A 19,078-nucleotide genomic window follows, 5' to 3' on the forward strand; every position below is an offset into this window, starting at 1 on the left:
TTGGCATCTAACGACATTTAAAGGTGAATCGCTCAACGGCTAATAATTTGCAACTTGGATTTCCGAAAATGCCGCCATCGCTGCAATTGCGACAGTATCAGCGAGTGGCGGTTGCTAATTGGTTTGCGAATCAGGGACGCGGTACGCTGAAGATGGCGACGGGTAGCGGGAAGACGATTACTGCACTGGCGATCGCCACTGAATTATACAATAAAATTAACCTGCAAGTCCTGCTCGTAATTTGCCCTTACTGCCACCTAGTGAATCAGTGGGCGCGCGAATCCGAGAAATTTGGTTTAAAACCTATTTTGGCTTTTGATAGCGCCCGCAGTTGGCAAAACAAGCTGGCTGCGGGTTTGTATCAAGTGCGATCTGGCGATAGAGCATTTCTCACAATCATCACTACTAATGCTAGCTTAATGGGAGATAGTTTGCGATCGCAACTGCGCTATTTCCCCGAAAAAACCCTGATTATTGGAGACGAAGTTCACAACTTAGGCGCGCCCCGTTTAGGAGAAAGTTTGCCGCGCAATATTGGACTGCGGCTCGCCCTTTCCGCCACCCCAGAAAGGCATTTCGACGAAGAGGGAACCGAAGCTATTTTAGATTATTTCGGTCCGGTTTTGCAGCCGGAACTCACCTTAGCCGACGCCATCCGCCAAAAAGCATTAGTACATTATTTATACTATCCAATTTTAGTAGAATTGACCGAAGCCGAAACCCGCAAGTATTCCCGCTTAACTCAAAAGATTGGCTGGGCGCTTTGGGGCGATGAAAAAGTAGAAGAAAACGATGCTTTAACGACTTTATTAATGCAGCGAGCTCGCTTAATTGGGGCAGCGGCTAATAAATTAACAGCTTTGCGAGAATTAATGATTCACCGTCTCGACACAGCCCACACTTTATTTTACTGCGGCGACGGTGCGATCGAAGGAAGTGCGCGCCGAAATAACCACCGCCAGCTAACAGAAACCGCGAAGTTATTGGGTTCAGAATTAGGCTACCGAGTTAACACTTATACTGCGGCAACTCCTTTAGCAGAAAGAGAACGATTGCGCCAGCAATTTGAGAGTGGAGAATTGCAAGGTTTGGTAGCGATTCGGTGTTTGGATGAAGGCGTTGATATTCCAGCAATTCGCAATGCTGTAATTTTAGCAAGCAGCAGCAATCCGCGCCAGTTTATTCAGCGCCGGGGACGCATTTTGCGGCCGCATCCGGGGAAGGAAAGGGCAACTTTATTTGACATGATAGTTTTGCCTCCAGATTTGGGCAGAGAAACCTTAGAAGTCGAGCGCAATTTGCTGCGAAAAGAGTTGAAGCGGTTCTTGGAATTTGCCGATTTAGCTGACAATGCTGGGGAAGCTAGAGTCAAATTGCTGCAACTTCAGAAGCGTTACGGGCTATTAGACATTTGACATTTATTAAGGTTCGGTTTATGTTTGAGAATAGAGAATTATTTGAGCGCAGTTTGAGTTGCTAGTTTTTAATATTTGAAAAAAAATGACTGAAAATCTGCATGAAAATCTGATTATGGCATTTAGATATGAAGATAGTGCGATCGCAGCCTTACCGACAAGCATTTTAGCAGAAAAGCGTTCTTCTTATCAAACTCATCAGGAATTCAGCGACGTACAACAACCTATTACTAGCGCGCCGCCCGAAGTTCGACAAATTATTGAGCGGGTATTGGAAATTGAAAAAGATAAGTTGTACATGAGAGCTCCCCGCCACATTAACGATGACATTTTAAAAATAATTAAGGAAGCAATTGTATGAAGTTAATATCAATTACTCTGTGCAACTTTCGTCAATTTTACGGCAAAACTCCGGAAATTAAAGTAGCTTGGGGTAGGCAAAACATTACAGTAATTCACGGTAATAACGGCGCGGGAAAAACGGCATTAATGAATGCCTTTACGTGGGTACTTTACGGACAATTTAGCGCGGCTTTTGCGGCAGAAGAACAATTAGTAAACAAGCGCGCTCTGGCTGAGTCGGAAATGGGAAAAGCCGTAGGTTGTTGGGCGGAAATTGTGTTTGAACACGACAGCACGCGCTACCAAGCAAAACGCATCTGTCGTGCTTATAAAAGTGAAAATACTGTAGAACATGGCAAGGCTGAATTGTTTCTGAGTGTAGCAAAAGATAACGGTCTCTGGCTGAAGCCGGATCAGCATCCAGATGATATTATCGGGCGGATTTTGCCGGAAAGTTTACATAAATATTTCTTTTTTGATGGGGAGCGCATCGAGCAAATTGTCCGCTATGACAAGAAGGCAGAAATTGCAGAAGCTACTAAGGAGTTGCTGGGGGTGGAAGTGTTGAATAGATCGCTCCGGCATTTAGGAGAAGCAAAAAAATCTCTAGAGACAGATTTAAATATAATTGGTAATGCTGAAACGAAACAACTTTTAAAAGACAAGCAAAAAATTGAGCAAGAAGCTGAGCAACTTGCAAGCAGACAGGTAGAAATCGAGCGGGAATTGGTTAACCAAGGGGAGTTGAAAAAAGCAGTTAATGGTAACTTGTTAGAACTTAGTGGTGCTGCGGATTTACAAAAGTTGCGAGACGAATTGGAAAGTCAGAAAAGTTTATTTAAGCAACAAATTGCACAAGCTACAGATGCTCTCAAACGTTCAATTTCTATGCGGGGTTATGGAGTATTTCTGTCAGAGGCGGCGGCTGAATTTCAACTAATAGTAGGAGGTTTACGAGAAAAAGGCGAGTTGCTTTCGGGGATTCAGCGGCCGTTTTTGGAAGATTTATTAGCGCAGCAGCGGTGTATCTGCGGTGCGGAATTAGTGGAGGGTTCTGAGTCTCGCCAACAGGTTAGCGGTTGGATGGATAAAGCGGGTGTTGGTGATGTAGAAGAAACAACTATTCGGATTAGCGATCGGGTAAATGAAATTGATAGACAAGTGGCTGATTTTTGGGAGGAAATTGACCGACAGCAAGGCAATATCAGCCGCGACAGAACCGAACTTTCTCGGGTGGAAAATCAGTTAGACGATATTCACAACAAGCTGCGAAATTTTCCTGACGGCGATGTCAGCCGCTTGCAAAAGCGCTTGGATGAAATTGAGGCAAAAATTGGCGATTTGCACCGGGAAACAGGCTCTAACCAGCAGCAGATTGAGAGTTTGAAGGCGTCGATCGCCAATCTGGACAAGCAAATCGACAAGCAGCAACTAAACGAGCAAAGGCAAGTATTAGCCCAGCGCCGGATTGCTGCAACTCAGGATGCGATCGATCGCCTAACTGAAGTGCGATCGCGCTTAGAGAAACAGTTTTGTTCTCAGTTGGAAAAGCGGGTGCAAGATATTTTCAGCCAAATTTCTTTTACTCCTTATATCCCCAAGTTGAGCGATAAATACGAACTGACTCTAGTAGAAAATACGTCGGGAAAAGAATCTTTAGTGGCCGCTTCTACAGGAGAAAATCAAATTCTCAGTTTGTCGTTTATCGGCGGGATTATTGAGGGCGTGCGGGAGTGGAGTCAAAAGAATACTTTGATGGGCCCGGATAGCAGTACGTTTCCAATTGTGATGGATTCTCCCTTTGGGAGTTTGGACGAGATTTATCGCAAGCAAATTGCAAATAAGCTGCCGAAGTTGGCGAATCAATTGGTAGTTTTGGTAACTAAAACTCAGTGGCGCGGAGAAGTTGCTCAAGAGATGGAAAGTTCCATCGGCAGGGAATACGTGCTTGTGTACAATTCTCCGAAAGCTGATTGCGAAGAAGATGCGATCGAACTGGGCGGGACGCGCTATCCTTTAGTTAAGCGCAGTCCGAATGAATTTGAATATACAGAAATTGTAGAGGTGGATTATGGCTTCTAATTCGGCAATTACGCAGGTTTTGGAAACAGATATTTGGGTGAAGGCGACGTGGGAAGAGTTTATAAATTTTGCTGAGGATTCAGCATGGGAAAAGGGCAAGTTTTATTACTACCAAGAACACATGAGGGTAGAAATGTCACCAGTAGGGCCATTGCACGCGCGTCAAAATTCAATTATGGCCTGTGTAGTTATTCTGTTTGCAACATTGAGAAATATCCGAGTAGTTCAGTTTACTAACACCCGTTTTCGGAAAGCAGGGATCGGCGAGTTTCAACCTGATTTAGCTTACTACATTGGTTCCGATTTAAGAGTGCCTCCTGATGATAGCAATTCTGCTGTTGATTTAAATCAATACGATCCGCCTAATTTGATAGTGGAAATTGGGGCGTCTTCTTTTAATGATGATTTAGGCGGGAAGCGGTTGCTTTACAAAGACGCAGGAATAAGTGAATATTGGGTTGAACTTGCAAACACACGGGAGGTTTTTTCGTTTGCAATTAATGGCGGAGGTAGCGGGAGAATGCAAGAGTCGCGGGTTTTACCGGGGCTGGAAATCCGGTTAGTTGAGGAAGCTTTGAACCGGAGTCAAACGCAAGATGACGGGGAAATTAATCGCTGGTTAATTCAAACTTTTAGTCAAGGTTGAAGGGAGTTTGACGTGGAAAAAGAGTATCATAAATTGGTGCGCGATCGCATTCCTGAAATTATTCGCAAAAGTGGGAATGAATGCGAGGTTGTAATTTTGTCGGATGCAGAATACCGTCAAGCTTTGCTGCAGAAGTTGATTGAAGAAGCGGGGGAAGCGGCGGCGGCTGATGAAGAAGATTTGGTGGCGGAATTGGCGGATTTGTATGAGGTGATAGATGCGGTGATGGCGAGTTTTGGCATTTCGGGCGATCGACTTTTGGACGAACAAATGAAGCGGCGGGAAGCAAGAGGAGGTTTTGCACAAAAAATTATGTTGTTGCGGACATTCTGAAAATTATCTGCATTAATCTGTGTTTATCTGCCTCTAATCTGCGGTTACTCTATCAATCAAATTACTCAGTTAAAAATTACATATTAATCCCAATGGCTGTTAACAAAATTAGAATTGCTAAAGATAAAGCCGAGTTAGTCAAATCATTAACTTTATCGGATAACAACTCCGCGCCATTTCAGACTTACGCCGATGTCATCGCTTTCGCCGCATCCTTGGGAAATCAGCGAAAAAAACGATCGCCTTTGGGGGAAATTTCTAAACGAGAACCGGGTGCGATAGATGTTGATATTTTTGTATCCAGGGGTTACGATATGGCGATTAAGTTAATTGCGATCGCCGAAACCAAAAATCCTCAAATTCTCTCCCATCTCGACGAACAATTGGAAGCAGAACGCTTGCAAATTTTTGAAGAATATGCTAACGGAGGACTGGAAATTTTGCGAGAAGAGTTGCGGGGTGCCGCGGATTATACCGATCGCCTTTTGTTGGTTTTGATTTCTGAAAGAGACAACCAACATCGGTCAAATGAAGAATTCGATTTAAGCAAGTTTTTATTTTAATAGGTTCCCAATGAAGCACATCCCAAAAGATATAATCAAGAGATGCTTAAAGGAATCTGCAAAATTTCTTGCTTACAGTTACTCAGCATTTATTATCTGCTATTTCCTTCTCAAACTATTTTTTTGGGATAGACTGTGGATTATTGCCTTAATTAGCACTTTTAGCCCCTTAATTTTATTCCCAATTTTCTTGCTTCCGATCATCGGAGTGTCAATTATCAAAAAAAGATGGTTCACTATTATTTCTGCGATCGCCTGCATTCTTCTAATAAGTTGGCTGCACGTCAAATATTTTTCTCCCGCACCCATAAACATCACAGATTCGCAGCCCAGCATCAAAATTTTCTCCCATAACCTCAGTTGGCATAAAACTCAGTCACCTACTTTATTTAAGCTGATTGACCAGCAAAAACCCGATATTATATTTTTACAAGAAATCGTTAGGAAACATACCGAAAGAGTTTTCACCTGGTTAAAAGCAGACTACCCCTATCAAATTGGCAATCCCCCTGTAGGAATTCTCAGTAAATATCCGATTGTATCTAGCGAAATACTGCACTTAGCCGGCCATCCAGAAACGCAGCAGCGGGTCATTATTAAATTTAACGAACAAGAAGTAGTGATTTATAATATGCAAGCTACCGGGCCGTGGTTGAAACTCTATAAAAAATGGCGTTTTCTCAAAATTCCTGTTTACAAATATGACAAACGTTCGCCTGAAATTCAAGACTTAGTGCAGCGAGTTGAGCGAGAAACTCTGCCAGTAATTGTCGCGGGCGATTTTAATATGACAGACGAAACTCAAGACTATGACAGGGTGCAGAAAGTCATGCAAGATGCTTTCCGAAAATCTGGATTTGGGTTTGGTTTTACCTGGCCTCGCGGTTGGGAACTTAAATTCTTGGTAAAAAGGTCAAATTGGAGATTAAATTATCCGGTTTTTCGGATTGATTATATTTGGTATTCAAAGCATTGGGGTGCTAAATCGAGTTCGCTTTTGGAGGCAACAGAGTCCGATCATTTGCCTGTAGGAGCCGAACTTATTTTGTTAAAGGAAGCCAGATTGTGAGAAGTTTTTTAGTCAATACCAGTCTACGATTGCGAGTTCTGAAACTCTAGAAAATTCCTTGACATTGTGGGTGACGAGAGTCGCTTGGAGGGCTACGGCTGTCCCTGCAATCAAAACATCCATCGGGCCGATGGGAGTACCTTGTTGCTCCAACTGGGCGCGAATTGTAGCAGCCGCAAGAGCAGCATCGCGATCGAAAGGAATAACGTTAACTCTGCTCAAAAATTGCTGAAGTTGTTGGGTACGTTTTGCTGGCGAGTTGGATTTAGCAATGCCGACTTGCCACTCAAAAAAGACGATCGTAGAAACGACTATTTCCTGGGGAGAAACATTAGCAAGGTTTTGAGCAACTTGTCCTTGACCTTTGAAATAGTAGATCAAAGTGTTGGTATCCAAAACGTAGATTTACAGACTCTCCCGCAGGATGTCTTGTCCAGATTCAGCACGAATATATTCCAGGGATGGAAAATCTTTTTCCCAAGTTCCAGCAAGGGAAAAAACAAGTTCAGTCCAAGGAATCGCATCTACGGTGTCTGTTGGTTGGTTTGCGCTCAGGTGCTTGGCACAAACGAATTCAGCGAAAGTGAGAATTTCGCTGGCTTGGTCTTTGGGAAGGGTTTTGACGATTGCGTAAATCTGTTCAGCGATGGTCATAATCTGGTTCTAGGTAAGGTGCAGATTCAATTATACAAAACCAATTTGCTTCCTGCTTTATCAGTCTTCGTCGCTGTGGACTTTGCCCAAGAAAAACTTAGCTCAGCACTGGCGGCAATCCTACCTCTTGCGGCTGCACAAATCGGCCGTTAAAACTAATAGCTTTATCCTCAAAAGTCCTCGCCTCCGCTACCGCTTGCCGCAAATGAGCTCGCTCCATATCGTCCTGAATTCCACCCACCAAATATACAATTAACTTCGTTGCTAAATCCTTTCCAGAAACTAGCATTCGCTTTTTGTTCGGATCGTACAAAATCCCGTACCAGGCAGACTCAGGATTGTCCATGTGGCTAAATCCTTCATCGACATCGAATCTGCGGAGTTTGTCGAAAATAGATTTCAGGGAAAGTTTTTTTCTAAATACTAGAATTCCCAAAGCATTAGCTAAAGCAATTTGACCGACTGGACGGAACAAAAGATTTCCCTCGCCCGGTGGCTTTTCAAAACTAAATCGGCGCAATTCAGTCGTTTCTTCGCCGCTTTCAATTCTTTGATAGCTGGGTAAAGTTGCTAAATGATCGAACAATTTTTTAAACTCTTCAATTCCCTCTTTTAGTTCTTCATCTTCGGGACGCATGGGAATTAAACCTTTTCGTTCCGGCTTCCAATGAGGGAATTTGTATTCTAAATACCGTTCGGACATATCTTGCAGCGCTTGCAATGTGGTTAAGACAGTTGATTTTGCTGCGACTGTGGCGCTGTCCCAATTGACGCGGGGGTTTCTGTCATCTTGTTCTTTTAATAAGGGATGGGTGACGGCAATTTTTCGGGCTGCGATCGCAAATCCGTTATCCTCGTTCAATAATGCTAGCTGTCCCTGACTCAGCGTTACCGCCATTAGGTTAACGTGCACAAAGATCGATCGCACGCGCCGTTGTGCTTGCTGTCGCGTTTCCCCCGCTACCGCCGCCGGGATAAACTCAATCCCGATTTTTTCGTGAGCTAATTTATACACTTCTCCGGGGTCAATTTGATACTCTTCTGCTAAATCTTCTAGAGTAATTGCAGCGCCGACAGGTTTTTTATTTTTGTTGTATCTTTGCAGGATTCCGGTTTTAATTAAACTCATTAAACCTTGAACTCCCATCAGCCGATGCTGACCGTCTAAGGCAAAAATCGAGAGTTCTTTAGAAACATTCAAAAGCCCTAAGTTCTCGTTTTTATCAAAGGATGTAAATTCAGTCGCGGATTTGGTTGCTACGCCATTTTTATCCCATTCCTCGGCTAAAGGATTGTCTACCCACGGGGGACTGACGACCACTAAAACTGCGGGGAATTTGTGCGATTTTCGGGCTGCTAAATATTGAGTGAGGGCTGCTTGGCGCGACCAATCTAAGGGACGCTGGATAATTTCGTCAATGGTTTCGTCGTCGCGGACGATGTTGTTGGTTTGGAGGTCGAATTTTTGGCGGAAAAGCGGCATTTGCGAGGCGAAACGGACGCGAGAGTCTAACCATTCTAGGGTGACTGAACCGATGTATGCTTCGCTGTTTCCCATCTGGGTTTTTTGTACGAAAATGCGATCGTCCTTTCCTAAATAATTATCTAATAAAAGTGCGATTTCCTGTCTGTCGCTATTTTCTTTTTCTAAAATTTTTAGAGCGAGGTCATCCGCTGGGTTGGTAGTCATTGGAATTTTTTATATAATTAGGTTATTTTTTCAAAAATATCATGGGTTAAATTTTATGTCAACTCTTGTTTTTTAAAAATTATTGTGAAATACTTGAGTTGTCGGGAAACAGACCCCGGCTACATACCATAATGAATGGCAGATGTCAATGGTTTTTTTATTTAAACCGCAGATGAACGCAGATAGACGCAGATAAGAGTTATTCATCTGCATTTCTGGGCGTGTATCTGCGGTTTCACAAAAAAATATGTCTACTCCTTCCTTTGAATACATTTTGCCGGTCATCCGGGGAATTCAAGCGGCTCGCGAATATTACGTGTCGATGTGTCCGGTGCGTTTTTTGCCGAAATTGTTTCCCTTTGAATCTGAAGAATTGCCGCCGTCTATGCGGGCGAAACGGGCGCTTAACAAAGCTAGGATTCCAGAAATTGCTGAGTATTTTGTTAAGAATCCTACAAATTATACTTGTGGGGCAATTGCTGCTTCGATTGATGCGGATATTACTTTTGAAGCAGTGGGAAATGAGGCCGAAGAACGGAAAATCGGTCGATTGCGAGTGCCGATGGATGCTAAGTTTACTATTAATGACGGACAGCATCGGCGCGCGGCTTTTGAGATGGCTTTGAGGGAAAATCCGCAGTTGGGATATGAGACGGTGGCGCTGATTTTGTTTCTCGATATTGGGTTGGAAAAATCGCAGCAGATGTTTGCTGATTTGAACGGTTTTCAAGTTCCTTTGGAGGCGTCGCTAAGTCTACTTTACAACCACCGGGACGATCGCGCTTTTGTGGTTAAGGCTGTTGTTAAGCAGGTTGAGGTTTTCCGGTGTTTGACGGAGATGGAGAGGGGGAGTTTGAACGGGCGATCGCACAAATTGTTTGCGCTGAGTGCGATCGATCGTGCTATCCTGGCTTTGCTGTCTAATATTGAGAGCAGCAAACAGGCAAAACCCTCTGGTTCTCGCACCAAAAAAGAACAGAAAGAGGAAGAACTTGCTCAAAAAATACAACTGGCGGTTAGTTATTGGAATGCGGTTAGCAGTTTTATTCCAGATTGGCAATTAGTTCTGCACAAGCAAGTGGCGGCGGGGGAAATGCGCCGGGATTGCGTACACTGTCACAGTGTTGTGCTTGAAAGTTTGGGGGAAGTTGGGGCCGCTTTGCTGTCGGTTTTTCCTGAGAGTTGGGAGGAACATTTAAGCCTTTTGCAGCAGGTTGATTGGTCGATTTCTAATCCTGATTGGGAGAATGGGATTTTGTTGAAAGGGGGGATTTCTAAGTCGAGGGGGAGTGTTAGTTGGATGACTGATTATTTGAAAAAGCGGTTGGGTTTGCAAACCGCAGATACAGCAAAGACGGGACGCCCGTGCCACAATGGATAAAGATTTTGAAAAATCGTGTAAAATTTAAGACTGGATTATATTTAATCATATCTGGAGGGAGCAGTGAGTACGGGGCAGGAGTCAGAATATAAAAATTTAGCTTATTATCGCAATTGTTTTGCAAATCTTAATGTCAACCGTACACAACAACGCGGAGATGCTCTAAATCAGCCAATACTGCTATTGTCTGTAACTGATTTAATTGCACAAGGTTTGATCAAGGAGAACCACATTACCATTTCCGAGGAATTAATTAACACCTTCAACAAAAATTGGTCGGCGCTGACTTCTAATCCTTTAAAGGGTGATTCTTTTCCTCTTCCGTTTTATCACTTAAAAAATAAAGAACCTAGATTTTGGTATCTTAAATTTAGCGAACAATATGAAGGAGGGCGACCTCAAACAATCAATACCTTAAAAAAAGCTGTTGATAGTGCAATAATTGACGATGAACTATTTAGTCTTTTGCAAGATAGGAATGCCCGCCAAGAATTAATAGATGTACTGATATCGGTCTGGTTTTCATCTACAAATAAACAAATTGAAGATATTTTAAAGATTAACCAGTCTTTTCAAAATTCAACATTGGATGAATTAGATACTATTGAATCGGGTAATACAGATAGACAACCAAATGTGTATTTAAAAAAATCTGTGGTTAGAGAGGCTGTTTTTCGTAAATCTATCGTGCATTTGTATGATTACCGATGTGCTTTTTGTCGATTAAAAGTAACTCGTTCACTTAGTCAAAGTATTGTAGATGGCGCACATATCAAGCCCTTCTCAGAGTTTTATGATAATAGAGTAGATAATGGACTATCATTGTGTAAAAATCATCATTGGGCATTCGATCGCGGATGGTTTGCTGTTGACGATCGTTATCAAATTATAGTTGATAGTGATTTACAAGAGGACTCACCCTACCCTAGATTAATGAAAGAGTTTCACGGCGAACTTATTCTTTTGCCGAGTTCCGAGCAATATTATCCGAGAAAAGATGCGCTTCAGTGGCATCGCAAAAATGTGTTTACGGAAAATCAAAACGGAAAATCAAAACGGAGATATAGAAAATGAATGATTTACAACAAATGTCACTATTTCCGCCCCGCAATATTGGCGATTTAATGGCAGACATAGAAATTTTGAAAAAGGAAATTCAAGAGCTTTATTGTCAAGATGAACTCCCACTTGTAATCGGTTGGAGTGGTGGAAAAGATAGTTCGGCAGTCCTACAGCTTGTTTGGTATGCGATTGCAGAGTTGCCAATTGAGAAACGCCACAAAAAAATTCATGTTTTAACAAATGATACACTGGTAGAAAACCCTATAGTAGCTGCTGGAGTACATAATTCTCTAAAACGGATGAAAGTTGCAGCCCAAGAACAGGGAATGCCAATAGAAACTCATTTAACTTATCCAGCCGTTCAAGATACCTTTTGGGCGTGCTTAATAGGTAAAGGATACCCAGCACCTAGAAACCGATTTAGATGGTGTACGGAACGATTAAAAATACAACCAACTGGTTCTTTTATTCGTGAAATAATTAGAACTAGCGGCGAGGCAATTCTTGTTCTAGGTACTCGCAAGGCTGAAAGTGCTAAACGCGCCGCAAATATGGCTAAACATAGGGAGTGGCGGGTAAGCGAACGCCTTAATGCTAATCCCACTCGCCCTAACTCTTATATTTACCTTCCCATTGAAGACTGGCGAACAGATGAAGTGTGGCTTTACTTGATGCAGTGGGATAATCCTTGGGGAAATAACAATAAAGATTTGCTAACTATGTATCGAGGTGCAACAGCCGACAATGAATGTCCTTTAGTTGTTGATACTTCTACTCCTAGTTGTGGAAATTCTCGCTTTGGCTGTTGGGTTTGTACAATGGTAAGTCAAGATAAATCAATGGAGGCAATGATTCAAAACGATGAGGAAAAAGAATGGATGCAGCCTCTACTCGATATTCGCAACGAATTAGACATTCCAGACGATCACCCAAAAAGAGACTTCCGCCGCATCTACGGTAGAGTAGAACTGTTTGAACGCAACATGGGCGACGACACAACCTCCGTCGAACCCATCCCAGGGCCCTACACCAAATTCTGGCGAGAACACTGGCTGAGACGAGTCCTGGAAGCACAAACCCACGTCCGCAAAACCGCACCCCTAGAAATGCGCGATATCACCTTAATTACCCCAGAAGAACTTAGCGAAATCCGCCGAATTTGGCTGGAAGAAAAGCATGAATTTGACGACTCTTTGCCCCGGATTTACGAAGAAGTTACGGGCGAACCTTTTGAAGATTCCCGTCCCGCCGCTGAAAGAAAACTCCTCGGTAGCGATGAATGGACTGTGATCGAAGAGATTTGCAGTGAGGACAAAATGCACCTCGAATTGATGGCAAAACTCCTTGATACAGAACGCCAATACTACACTAAACCCCGCCGTACAGGCATTTACGGCGATTTGGACAAATGCTTTGAAACCAGTTCGCGATCGAAGGAAGAAGCGATTGGCAACGCCCACTATCAACGCAATTTAAAAAAAGCGGTGGAAGATATTAAAGCAAATCCGACGGAAAAAATTCAGCAATTCAAAGATGCGATCGCCCAAACCAACAGTTCCGCCAAAAACGATACCGTTGATATTGCCAAACTTAAAGAAGAACTCGAAAGCAACAGCAATCAAAGCAGACAGCTATCTTGGGCAGACATCAAATTTTCTACTCCCGATGTAGGAGATAAAAATAGCAAAGATTAAATCTGTTAAATCAAAAATTTCCTTGCGTAAGGTGCGTCAGCTATCATTATTCTCGACATAATGGATAGCCCAATCGCTGACGTACCTACCAAACAAATCAGCAACCACCGACAACATCTACAATGCAATTCCTCGAACTCGTCCTCAAAAACTTCGGCCCCTATGCAGGCACCCAAACCATCAATCTCCGCCCCGAAAAAGACGGAAATCCCTGCCCAGTTATCCTATTTGGCGGCATGAATGGGGGCGGCAAAACTACCCTCATGGACGCCATTCGCCTCGCCCTCTACGGTGGCCGCGCCCAATGTTCCACCCGAGGCAATTTAAGCTACAGCGACTTTCTCAATCAATGCGTCAACCGCCACACTCCCCCATTAAAAGATACCCGCGTCGAACTAACATTTGAACAAGTCCAAGACGACAAATTAACTCAATTCAAAATAGTTAGATACTGGAAAAAATTAGATATCAAAGACAACCTAAGCATTCTCATCTACAGCGAGATTGTCAGCGATTGGTGGTCGGACAAAGCAATTACTAACACTTGGGACGAATACATCGAAACCCTTTTGCCCGTCGGAATATCCAACCTATTTTTGTTTGACGGCGAACAAGTAAAAGAACTCGCCGAACTCGAAACACCGCCAGAGTTTGTCGTCGGGGCGATTAAATCTCTTTTAGGTTTAGAATTAGCAGAACGCCTCGCCGTCGATTTAGAAATTTTAGCCGGCCGCAAGCGAAAAGAAATTGCTGGCAAAAAAGACTTGGCTGCTTTAGAGAAAATTGAACAAACTTTTAAGGAAATTACTGATAAAATAGACTCAGCTAAGCAAGAACAAGCTAGCTTTAAAAACGAATTAGATAAAGCTCAAAAAAATCAGCAACAAGCATCAGAAAAGTTTATTTATGAAGGCGGGAAAATTGCCGCCGATCGCAGTCAGCTAGACAGACAGCTAAACGACTACAGAAATCAAGCAGAAAAAACCCGTCAAGCCATGATGGAAGTAGCCTCAAATACGCTACCACTAGCCTTAATTTCACCTTTGCTAAGTGAAGCCAAAATTCAAGCAGAAACAGAAGCCAGCCAGCAGCAAGCAAAGATTGCCCAAAATGTTATCAAACAAAGAAGCGATCGCCTCCTCAACTACATCGGGGAAATCTCCTTAAATCCCCAACAGCTAGATAAAATTCAAGACTTCATCCGCCAAGAAAACCAAGAACTAGAACAGCAAGCGGGAACAGACGCCCCGCCCTGGATGAACGCCGACAACAACAGCATCCAGCAACTAGAAAACCTCCTTAGCTACCAAATCAAAGCCCAGCAAATTCTAGCCCGCGACCAAATAGAAGAAATCAAAAACATCGAATCAGAAATCGACTTTACAGACAGACAACTCGCAGCCGCAGCTTCCCCCGAAGCCTACGAAAAACTAGAAGAAGAAGTCAGGAAAGCCCAAAAAGCAGTCGCTATCGCAGCCGCAGCCTGCGAATCAGCCAACCGCCGCGTCGATGAATTAGAGAGAGAATTAGCCAAAAACCAAAAAGACCTAGAAAACTACAGCAGCGACTACATCACCATCAGAAACAGCCAACACGTCATCGCTTCGATCGCCAAAGCCCAAGCCACCCTGAAACTCTTTAAAGAAAAACTCACCCTCAAAAAACTCAACAAACTCGAAATAGAAATTACCGACTGTTTCCGCTACCTGTTGCACAAAACCGACCTCGTACACAGAGTTGCGATCGACACTCAAACATTTAGCCTCTCCATTTACGATCCAGAAGGCAAACCGGTACCCAAACACCGACTTTCAGCCGGGGAAAAACAATTGCTGGCGATCGCCTTTTTGTGGGGATTGGCTAGAGTATCCGGGAGACAATTACCAGTGGCGATCGACACTCCCTTGGGCCGCCTCGACTCCTCCCACAGAAACAACCTAGTCGAACGCTATTTCCCCTCGGCCAGCCACCAAGTCATCCTGCTTTCTACCGACACGGAAATTAGAAAAGTAGAATACGAAAAACTCCAAGAATTAGAGGCGATCGCCCACAGCTACCTCCTCAAATACGACTCCGCCAAACACCAAACCACCGTCGAAAAAGGTTACTTCTGGGAATAAAAATTCGCGCTAAAAAATAGCCGCAACCCCCTTGACTTTGCCCTGGGGTTGCGGTAGTATATATAGAATAATGGGATGGTTGCGAAAATTTTATTCTTGCCACCATCCCATTATTAAGGATAAATCCTACTACAATCAAAATACCAAAAAAAAACGATTTAATCAAGTCGCGCCGTGTAAAAAAATGTTAATTATTTCGGGTTATCTAGAGGCTTTGCTTCCCCAATATTAACACTTTTTACAATCTACCAAACAATCTCAAACTCATGGAACCACCACTCGATCGCATCCGCCTCTCCCAAACAGGCAAAGACCAACTATCAAAACTGAAACGATCGACCAAAATTGATCAGTGGAATATTCTATGCAGGTGGGGATTTTGCCGATCGCTCGCCGAACCCAGCATCCCATCCCCAGTACCAATTCCCAGCGACAGCAACGTCGAATTAAGCTGGGATGTTTTCGGCGGTGACATGGCAGATATCTTAATAATTGCCCTCAAGCAGCGGTGTTATCAAGACAATTTAGGCACAGAAAAAGAAACTCTAGCCAAACAGTTTCGCCTACACTTGCACCGAGGGATTGGTTATTTGGCGGGCGATCCGAATATTAAGAAAATCGAAGACTTGGTGGCGATCGCCCTATCGCCAGAGAAATTAAGAAACTAACTGACTGTTGACTTCTTCCCTCTTCCTTCTTACTTCAACAGGGGGAAAAAATGACCTACTGGCCCTTGACCTTCCCCAATATCCAAAGCATATTTGAGAGCAGTAGTCACATAATCCTTAGCCAATGTCACCGCTGTAAACAAATCTTTACCCAAAGCCAAATTAGCAGCGATCGCAGCACTCAAAGTACAACCAGTCCCGTGAGTATTCCCAGTATCAACATTTTCAGTCTTCAACACATCCAACCGCGTACCATCAAACCAAACATCAATTCCCCGCAAATCTCCTTTCATCCCGCCACCCTTCACCAAAACCGCCTTTGCGCCCAAACGATAAATCTGTTGCGCCGCCGATCGCATATCATCTAGAGAAACAATCTCCAAACCGCTTAAAATCTGAGCCTCAAACCGATTGGGAGTCACCACAGCAGCCAAAGAAATCAAAACATCCCGCAAAAATGCGATCGCCCCCTCATCAATCAATCGATCGCCCGATCGTGAAACCATCACCGGATCGACAACCAAATTCCCTATTCCCAAAGCTTCCACCTGTAAAGCCACCGCCGCCATAATTTCCCGATTCAGCAGCATCCCAGTCTTCATAGCATCCACCCCAATATCCCCAACCACCGCCTCAATTTGAGCCGCCACAGCCTCAGCAGACAAAGCATCAACTCGCATCACCCCCAAAGTATTTTGAGCCGTCACGCAAGTCAAAGCACTCGTACCGTGCACGCAGTGAAACGCAAAAGTCCGCAAATCCGCCTGAATTCCGGCCCCGCCGCCACTATCAGAACCCGCCACAGTCAAAGCCACAGGAATCTTCGATTTAATCATCTTGTTTCAACCGTACATAAACGCCAACTTGAACCAGACAAATCCCATCTTATCCGCGTTCATCAGCGCTCATCCGCCCTCATCTGCGGTTAAAATTCCCAAACAAAATTAGCTATGATTAAACCAAATGTAAAGAATTATTGCAAACCACAGTGAAAATCACCCGAATCGACCTCAACTCTTGGATCTTCCACATCGGAGGTCAAACCATCCTCGTCGATCCCTGGCTGGTCGATCCCCTCGTATTTTACGGTCAACCCTGGCTGTTCACCGCCTACCACAACACCCCCGTCGCCTTCACTCCCAGCACCTTACCGCCGATCGACCTCATCCTAATTTCCCAAGGATTAGACGACCACTGCCACAGACCAACACTCGAACAGCTCGATCGCACAATTCCCGCGATCGCCTCACCCACCGCCGCCAAAGTCCTCAGCAGTTTAGGCTACACCAATATCACGTCTTTAGCAAATTGGCAAGAGTTAAATTTTAAAGAAAAGTTACAAATTACCGCCGTACCCGGAGCCGAAATCCAGCCGGGACAGGAAGAAAACGGCTATTTGCTCAAAGATTTAAGCAGTGGCGAGACACTTTATTACGAACCGCACCTGCCACCATTAGAAAAAGTTAAACAGAAAATAGACACAGTAGACGTAGCCATCGCCCCAGTCGTCGGTCAAATCTTCCCATTCCTCGGACAAGTCATCATCGGGCCTTCTGAAGCCCTCAGCCTCGCCCACACACTGAAACCTCGGTTTTTCCTGCCTACAGCGGCGGGAGACATCCGAGCCACAGGCATTTTACAAATGTTAGTGCGATCGGTCGGCAGCATTCCCGAATTTCGCGATTTACTAGCAAAATCGGGACTCTCCACCCAACTCCTCGAACCCGAACCCGGCCAAACCTTGGAGATTTTGGATTTTAGATTTTAGATTTTCGATTGAAGATTTTCGACTGGAGATTTTCGATTGGAGATTTTCGATTGTGTAGATTGGAGATTTTCGATTTTTTAGATTGGAGATTGGAGATTGGAGATTCAATCCAAAATCCAAAATCCAAAATCTAAAATCTAAAATCTAAAATCATCTTGGTGGGCGACGGTTACGCAAAAACTCAGGAATATCCAATCCCAAATCCTGCGGCGGTTTCGCTTTCGGATCGGGCGTCTGTTGAGCAGGAGTCGTCGGTACAGTTGCAGCCCGCCAAGGAGCATTAACATTTTGCGTCCGCCCCGGAGTCGGAGGCGACGGAACTTCCCCCGAAAAACCAGTAGCGATTACGGTAATCTTAATTTCGCCCTGAAGCCGCTCGTCAATCACCGCTCCAAAAATAATATTGGCATTCGGATCGACAACCTCGTAAATCGTCTCAGCCGCCGCATTCACCTCGTGCAGCGTCATGTCAGTACCGCCAGTGATGTTAAACACCACACCTCTAGCGCCCTCAATAGACGAAGCTTCCAGCAGAGGCGAAGAAATAGCCTGCATCGCAGCCTCCCTAGCCCGCGACTTGCCAGAACCCACGCCGATGCCCATCAAAGCCGAACCCGCATCCGCCATTACTGCCCGCACGTCAGCAAAGTCAACATTCACCAAACCGGGAATAGTAATAATGTCAGAAATACCCTGAACGCCTTGGCGCAGGATATCGTCAGCAACTCGAAAAGCCTCTTGTACCGGCATTTGTTCGGAAATCACAGACAGCAGCTTGTCGTTAGGAATTACGATCAGCGTATCCACCCGGGTTTGCAAAGCCGCAATCCCTTCCTCAGCTTGGCTGGTGCGCCGCCGTCCCTCAAACGTAAAAGGCCGCGTCACTATGCCCACAGTCAAGGCGCCCATTTCCTTAGCCACCTCAGCCACGATCGGAGCCGCGCCCGTGCCCGTACCGCCGCCCATGCCGGCCGTGATAAACACCAAATCCGCATGATTCAGAGCATTAGCAACCTCGTCGCGAGATTCCTCCGCAGCCTTTTGGCCGATCGCCGGATTGCCTCCCGCCCCCAAACCGCGCGTCAACTTCTGTCCGACTTGCAAGCGTTTCGGAGCATTTGAGAGAACCAGAGCTTGGGAATCTGTATTCACACACCAAAACTCGACACCAGAAACCTCGCTAGCAATCATCCGGTTAACGGCGTTGCCCCCACCCCCGCCGACGCCAATTACTTTGATTTTGGCAGCACTGCTGGGCATTATGTCTTTGGGATTGACCATAGGATCGATATCAATACTATCTACATTTACATAACCAGACTTGCGTCTAAAGGGATTGGCGGAATCTGCAGCCACCGGAAAATTTTTTACTTCTTCCGAAGGGGGACTGTCTTGGTCAGACCCCTGTCTATTATTAAGCTTCATTAGAGTCGGGGATAGTAGATTACAGCTTGTTAACTAAACGCCAATTCACAATCAACTATAGGCTAAGTTGCGCGAAAAACTAACACTGATCGATGCTTAATGTTAGCAATCTCGGATTTTGCCGGCCTCGCTAGCCCAGACCTCGCTTGACGCCATCAAGGTACTT

General features: G+C 44.5%; 18 protein-coding genes. 13 read left to right on the top strand and 5 right to left on the bottom strand.

The genetic code is table 11. The features are described from left to right. Positions 1-68: 68 nt before the first annotated feature. The 7 genes from QUA45_RS02850 (at position 69) to QUA45_RS02880 (ending at position 6,450) form a co-directional block, all read left to right on the top strand. Entirely contained in the window at positions 69-1,415 is a 1,347-nt protein-coding gene (locus QUA45_RS02850) for a DNA phosphorothioation system restriction enzyme (protein WP_333096017.1), read from the top strand. 85 nt (positions 1,416-1,500) lie between these two features. Further along, positions 1,501-1,776, top strand: a complete 276-nt coding sequence (locus QUA45_RS02855; RefSeq protein WP_333219282.1) for a hypothetical protein — start codon at positions 1,501-1,503, stop codon at positions 1,774-1,776. After that, complete coding sequence (locus QUA45_RS02860; protein ID WP_333096019.1) at positions 1,773-3,839, top strand: AAA family ATPase; 2,067 nt, start codon at positions 1,773-1,775, stop codon at positions 3,837-3,839. Before QUA45_RS02855 ends, QUA45_RS02860 begins: the two co-directional genes overlap by 4 nt. Then, positions 3,829-4,485 carry a Uma2 family endonuclease gene (locus QUA45_RS02865; protein ID WP_333219284.1) on the top strand — a complete coding sequence of 219 codons (657 nt, stop codon included), beginning with the start codon at positions 3,829-3,831 and terminating at the stop codon, positions 4,483-4,485. Before QUA45_RS02860 ends, QUA45_RS02865 begins: the two co-directional genes overlap by 11 nt. Positions 4,486-4,497: 12 nt before the next feature. After that, positions 4,498-4,818, top strand: a complete 321-nt coding sequence (locus QUA45_RS02870; RefSeq protein WP_333096021.1) for a nucleoside triphosphate pyrophosphohydrolase — start codon at positions 4,498-4,500, stop codon at positions 4,816-4,818. Positions 4,819-4,910: 92 nt separating this feature from the next. Beyond that, positions 4,911-5,381, top strand: a complete 471-nt coding sequence (locus tag QUA45_RS02875; RefSeq protein ID WP_333096022.1) for a DNA phosphorothioation-associated protein 4 — start codon at positions 4,911-4,913, stop codon at positions 5,379-5,381. A gap of 208 nt (positions 5,382-5,589) precedes the next feature. Continuing rightward, positions 5,590-6,450, top strand: a complete 861-nt coding sequence (locus QUA45_RS02880; RefSeq protein ID WP_333219287.1) for an endonuclease/exonuclease/phosphatase family protein — start codon at positions 5,590-5,592, stop codon at positions 6,448-6,450. Between the two features lie 12 nt (positions 6,451-6,462). On the opposite strand, the gene QUA45_RS02885 is transcribed toward QUA45_RS02880, so the two are convergent. The 3 genes from QUA45_RS02885 to QUA45_RS02895 form a co-directional block, all read right to left on the bottom strand. After that, the gene (locus tag QUA45_RS02885) at positions 6,463-6,846 is read right to left on the bottom strand and encodes a type II toxin-antitoxin system VapC family toxin (RefSeq protein ID WP_333219289.1); all 384 of its coding nucleotides are present in this window, start codon (positions 6,844-6,846) and stop codon (positions 6,463-6,465) included. A gap of 9 nt (positions 6,847-6,855) precedes the next feature. Continuing rightward, entirely contained in the window at positions 6,856-7,104 is a 249-nt protein-coding gene (locus QUA45_RS02890; RefSeq protein WP_333096025.1) for a DUF2281 domain-containing protein, read from the bottom strand. Between the two features lie 97 nt (positions 7,105-7,201). Continuing rightward, the gene (locus QUA45_RS02895; protein WP_333096026.1) at positions 7,202-8,794 is read right to left on the bottom strand and encodes a DGQHR domain-containing protein; all 1,593 of its coding nucleotides are present in this window, start codon (positions 8,792-8,794) and stop codon (positions 7,202-7,204) included. A gap of 247 nt (positions 8,795-9,041) precedes the next feature. Here QUA45_RS02895 and dndB point away from each other — a divergent pair, with 247 nt between their 5' ends. The 5 genes from dndB (at position 9,042) to dndE (ending at position 15,719) form a co-directional block, all read left to right on the top strand. Then, complete coding sequence (dndB, locus tag QUA45_RS02900) at positions 9,042-10,175, top strand: DNA sulfur modification protein DndB (protein WP_333219291.1); 1,134 nt, start codon at positions 9,042-9,044, stop codon at positions 10,173-10,175. A gap of 63 nt (positions 10,176-10,238) precedes the next feature. Further along, the gene (locus QUA45_RS02905; protein WP_333096028.1) at positions 10,239-11,249 is read left to right on the top strand and encodes an HNH endonuclease; all 1,011 of its coding nucleotides are present in this window, start codon (positions 10,239-10,241) and stop codon (positions 11,247-11,249) included. Beyond that, positions 11,246-12,931 (top strand): DNA phosphorothioation system sulfurtransferase DndC, encoded by a 1,686-nt coding sequence (dndC, locus tag QUA45_RS02910; RefSeq protein ID WP_333219293.1) that lies wholly within the window; start codon positions 11,246-11,248, stop codon positions 12,929-12,931. The genes QUA45_RS02905 and dndC overlap by 4 nt, the downstream gene beginning before the upstream one ends. A gap of 122 nt (positions 12,932-13,053) precedes the next feature. After that, a complete protein-coding gene (gene dndD / locus QUA45_RS02915; RefSeq protein WP_333219295.1) occupies positions 13,054-15,051 on the top strand; it encodes a DNA sulfur modification protein DndD in 1,998 nt (665 codons plus the stop codon). A 266-nt stretch (positions 15,052-15,317) separates the two neighbouring features. Then, positions 15,318-15,719, top strand: coding sequence for a DNA sulfur modification protein DndE (gene dndE, locus QUA45_RS02920; RefSeq protein ID WP_333219296.1), 402 nt, complete (start codon positions 15,318-15,320; stop codon positions 15,717-15,719). 29 nt (positions 15,720-15,748) lie between these two features. Here the strand turns inward: dndE and thiD are convergent, their stop codons facing one another. After that, positions 15,749-16,555, bottom strand: coding sequence for a bifunctional hydroxymethylpyrimidine kinase/phosphomethylpyrimidine kinase (thiD, locus tag QUA45_RS02925; protein ID WP_333219298.1), 807 nt, complete (start codon positions 16,553-16,555; stop codon positions 15,749-15,751). Positions 16,556-16,707: 152 nt separating this feature from the next. Here thiD and QUA45_RS02930 point away from each other — a divergent pair, with 152 nt between their 5' ends. Beyond that, positions 16,708-17,487, top strand: a complete 780-nt coding sequence (locus tag QUA45_RS02930; protein WP_333219300.1) for an MBL fold metallo-hydrolase — start codon at positions 16,708-16,710, stop codon at positions 17,485-17,487. A gap of 150 nt (positions 17,488-17,637) precedes the next feature. Here QUA45_RS02930 and ftsZ read toward each other — a convergent pair whose 3' ends face one another. Next, a complete protein-coding gene (gene ftsZ, locus QUA45_RS02935) occupies positions 17,638-18,912 on the bottom strand; it encodes a cell division protein FtsZ (protein ID WP_190660599.1) in 1,275 nt (424 codons plus the stop codon). Positions 18,913-19,078: the final 166 nt, after the last annotated feature.

The organism is Microcoleus sp. Pol12A5 (assembly GCF_036701435.1).
Taxonomy (GTDB): Bacteria; Cyanobacteriota; Cyanobacteriia; order Cyanobacteriales; family Microcoleaceae; genus Microcoleus.

What these genes read in the sequence shown, in the direction of transcription:
- dndE (WP_333219296.1), top strand. Translation starts at nt 15,318, where the DNA reads ATGGAACCACCACTCGATCGCATCCGCCTCTCCCAAACAGGCAAAGAC.
- QUA45_RS02855 (WP_333219282.1), top strand. Translation starts at nt 1,501, where the DNA reads ATGACTGAAAATCTGCATGAAAATCTGATTATGGCATTTAGATATGAA.
- QUA45_RS02895 (WP_333096026.1), bottom strand. Translation starts at nt 8,794, where the DNA reads ATGACTACCAACCCAGCGGATGACCTCGCTCTAAAAATTTTAGAAAAA.
- dndD (WP_333219295.1), top strand. Translation starts at nt 13,054, where the DNA reads ATGCAATTCCTCGAACTCGTCCTCAAAAACTTCGGCCCCTATGCAGGC.
- ftsZ (WP_190660599.1), bottom strand. Translation starts at nt 18,912, where the DNA reads ATGAAGCTTAATAATAGACAGGGGTCTGACCAAGACAGTCCCCCTTCG.
- thiD (WP_333219298.1), bottom strand. Translation starts at nt 16,555, where the DNA reads ATGATTAAATCGAAGATTCCTGTGGCTTTGACTGTGGCGGGTTCTGAT.
- QUA45_RS02860 (WP_333096019.1), top strand. Translation starts at nt 1,773, where the DNA reads ATGAAGTTAATATCAATTACTCTGTGCAACTTTCGTCAATTTTACGGC.
- dndB (WP_333219291.1), top strand. Translation starts at nt 9,042, where the DNA reads ATGTCTACTCCTTCCTTTGAATACATTTTGCCGGTCATCCGGGGAATT.
- QUA45_RS02850 (WP_333096017.1), top strand. Translation starts at nt 69, where the DNA reads ATGCCGCCATCGCTGCAATTGCGACAGTATCAGCGAGTGGCGGTTGCT.
- QUA45_RS02865 (WP_333219284.1), top strand. Translation starts at nt 3,829, where the DNA reads ATGGCTTCTAATTCGGCAATTACGCAGGTTTTGGAAACAGATATTTGG.
- QUA45_RS02890 (WP_333096025.1), bottom strand. Translation starts at nt 7,104, where the DNA reads ATGACCATCGCTGAACAGATTTACGCAATCGTCAAAACCCTTCCCAAA.
- dndC (WP_333219293.1), top strand. Translation starts at nt 11,246, where the DNA reads ATGAATGATTTACAACAAATGTCACTATTTCCGCCCCGCAATATTGGC.
- QUA45_RS02875 (WP_333096022.1), top strand. Translation starts at nt 4,911, where the DNA reads ATGGCTGTTAACAAAATTAGAATTGCTAAAGATAAAGCCGAGTTAGTC.